This is a genomic window from Janibacter sp. CFPM2_SD2 (assembly GCF_057364645.1).
The window spans coordinates 1-2,691 of the sequence record NZ_JBNFOF010000285.1; the positions used below are offsets into that span (position 1 = coordinate 1).

Here is a 2,691-nt window from a genome sequence, read left to right on the forward strand (position 1 = left end):
CCGCCTCGTCGACGCCGGGCTGCTCGGCCTCGAGGCCGACCACCGCGACCACGACGACGCCGGTCGCCGCCTGGCCCGCGAGCTCGCCGCCGAGCACGACCTGCTCGTCACCGGCAGCAGCGACTTCCACGGCGACGGCAAGACCAACCGGCTCGGTGAGAACACGACCGACCCCGAGGTGCTCGCCCGCCTCGAGTCGCTGGCCACCGGGCTGCCGGTCCTGCGATGAGCTGGGTCGAGACGGGCGACGAGCGGGCTCGCCAGCAGCACGTCGTCGACACCCTCGAGTCGGCCTTCGCCGACCTCATGGCCGCCGCGCCCGACGCCTTCCGGGTGAAGTTCCGCAAGATGGCCGATTCCCCCTTCGCCTTCTACCGCGGCAGCGCCTGCCTCTTTCACCGCGACATGGCCTCGCTCGACGAGCCGTGGACCGATGAGCGGACCTCGCGGGTGTGGATCCACGGCGACCTGCACGTGGAGAACTTCGGCACCTACATCAACTCCCACGGCGAGCTCGTCCTCGACGTCAACGACTACGACGAGGCCTATGTCGGGCCCTACACGTGGGACCTGCGGCGATTCGTCGCCGGGCTGGCGGTCATGGGCTGGCGCAAGGCCCTGCCCGAGCAGGACGTCCGTGACCTGGCGGCGACCTACCTGCGCAGCTACCTCGAGCAGGTCCACGACTTCGTCGACGGCGCCGACGACATGGAGTTCGCCCTGCGCCTCGGCAACACCGAGGGGGCGCTGCACGCGACCCTGCAGGCGGCCCGGCGCGGCAGTCGTGCCGCCCTGCTCGACGCGGCGAGCGAGGTGACCGACGAGGGGCGCCGTTTCACCGACGGGCCCGGCGTGCGCCGGCTCGACGACGAGGAGCGCGAGCGGGTCCTCGAGGCCTTCGCGCGCTACGTCGAGACGATCCCGGAGGCGAAGCGGGCCGAGCACGAGACCTTCTACGAGGTCAAGGACGTCGTCGGGCGCTCCGGCTTCGGCATCGGCAGCGCCGGTCTGCCGGCCTACAGCCTGCTCATCGAGGGCTTCGACGAGGCGCACGAAAATGACATCCTCCTGTCGATGAAGCAGGCCAACCACCCCGCGCTCGCCGACGTCGTCGACCTGCCGCAGGCTCGTGACCTCTTCGCCCACGAGGGGGAGCGGACCGTCGTCAGCCAGCGGGCGCTGCAGGTGCACGCCGACCCGCTGCTCGGCTACACGACGGTCGCGGGCGTCGGCTTCGTCGTCGACGAGGTCTCGCCCTACGAGATCGACCTGTCGTGGGACGAGCTGCACGAGCCGGTCGACATGGAGCCGGTCGTGCGCGACCTCGGGCGGGCGACGGCCAAGATCCACTGCGTCTCCGACGCCGACAGCGACCACACCGTCGTCGACTTCCAGACGGAGGAGGCGATCGCCTCGGTCCTCGAGGGCCGCGAGGAGGAGCTCGTGGGCGACCTCGTCGACTTCGCCGTCGCCTACGCCGAGCGGGTCCGTGCCGACCACGCGCTCTTCGTCGAGGCCTTCCGCCGGGGCCGCATCGGGCGCGTGCAGGCGGTCTGACCCGGGGCGAAGGGGGAGCCCGTCACCTCGACGAGGCCGCGACGTGACGCGCGCCGCGGGGTGGTGACGCCCCGGCAGGGCGCCGACCTGAGAGGATGGCGGCGCATCCCGACGGACAGAAGGGCGTCACACGTGGCACGTGCGAAGAAGGCGGCGATCATCGCGGTCGCCAACCAGAAGGGCGGGGTCGCCAAGACGACCTCCGTGGCCTCGATCGGCGCCGCCATGGCGGAGCTCGGCAAGCGCGTGCTGCTCGTCGACCTCGACCCGCAGGCGAGCCTGACCTTCAGCCTCGGCATCGACCCCGACGCCGTCGAGCTGTCGGTCAACGAGGTCGTCCTCGGCCAGGCCGAGATCGCCGACGCGATCCTCGAGGCGAGCGACGGCATCGACCTGCTGCCCTCGACGATCGAGCTCGCGGGCTCCGAGGCCCAGCTGCTCACCCGTCCGGGGCGCGAGTTCGTCCTCCAGTCGGTCCTCGAGGATGTCCGCGAGGACTACGACGTCGTCCTGCTCGACTGCAGCCCGAGCCTGGGCGTGCTCACCCTCTCGGCGCTCACGGCCGCGACCGGTCTGATCATCCCGATGCAGGCCGAGATGCTCAGCCACCGCGGCGTCGGCCAGCTGCTCGACACGGTCAAGGACGTCAAGAAGCTGCTCAACAAGAAGCTCAAGACCATCGGCATCCTCCCGACGATGTACGACGGCCGCTCCAACCACGCCCGCGAGGTGCTCGAGGACCTCGGCACGCGCTACAAGCTGCCGGTGCTCTCGCCGCCGATCCCGCGCACGGTGCGCTTCGCGGAGGCTCCGGCCGCGGGCCGCTCGATCCTCGACACCGCCCGCTCCAGCAAGGGTGCCGCCGCCTACCGCGAGGTCACCGAGGCCATCCTCGCCGCGATCTGAGTCGCCCGTGCCCACCCTGCAACGCGCTCGTACCCTCGCCGTCGGCGGCCTGCGCGCCGTCGTCACCCGTGACCCCGCCGCACGACGTCGGGTCGTCGACCCCCTTTCGTGCCCGGCTGCGGCCGACCCCGCTCACCGGCGCCGACCCGCTCGTCGCCGCCTATGCCCGGGGCGCCGAGCAGATCGGGGTCGACGACCTCGTCGCGACCGGGCACCGCACCCGGTCCG

Annotated in this window: 2 protein-coding genes and 1 pseudogene; all 3 read left to right on the top strand. The window is 71.9% G+C overall.

The features are described 5' to 3' along the window. A pseudogene (locus AC2W7J_RS17355) lies at positions 1 to 229 on the top strand (phosphatase); the annotation flags it as partial. Then, on the top strand, positions 226 to 1,557 hold the full coding sequence (locus tag AC2W7J_RS17360; RefSeq protein ID WP_485983947.1) for a DUF2252 domain-containing protein: 1,332 nt from the start codon (positions 226 to 228) through the stop codon (positions 1,555 to 1,557). The pseudogene AC2W7J_RS17355 and the gene AC2W7J_RS17360, both read left to right, overlap by 4 nt. Positions 1,558 to 1,689: 132 nt before the next feature. Beyond that, positions 1,690 to 2,463: a ParA family protein gene (locus tag AC2W7J_RS17365; RefSeq protein ID WP_255185511.1), complete on the top strand. Its 774-nt coding sequence runs from the start codon at positions 1,690 to 1,692 to the stop codon at positions 2,461 to 2,463. Positions 2,464 to 2,691: the final 228 nt, after the last annotated feature.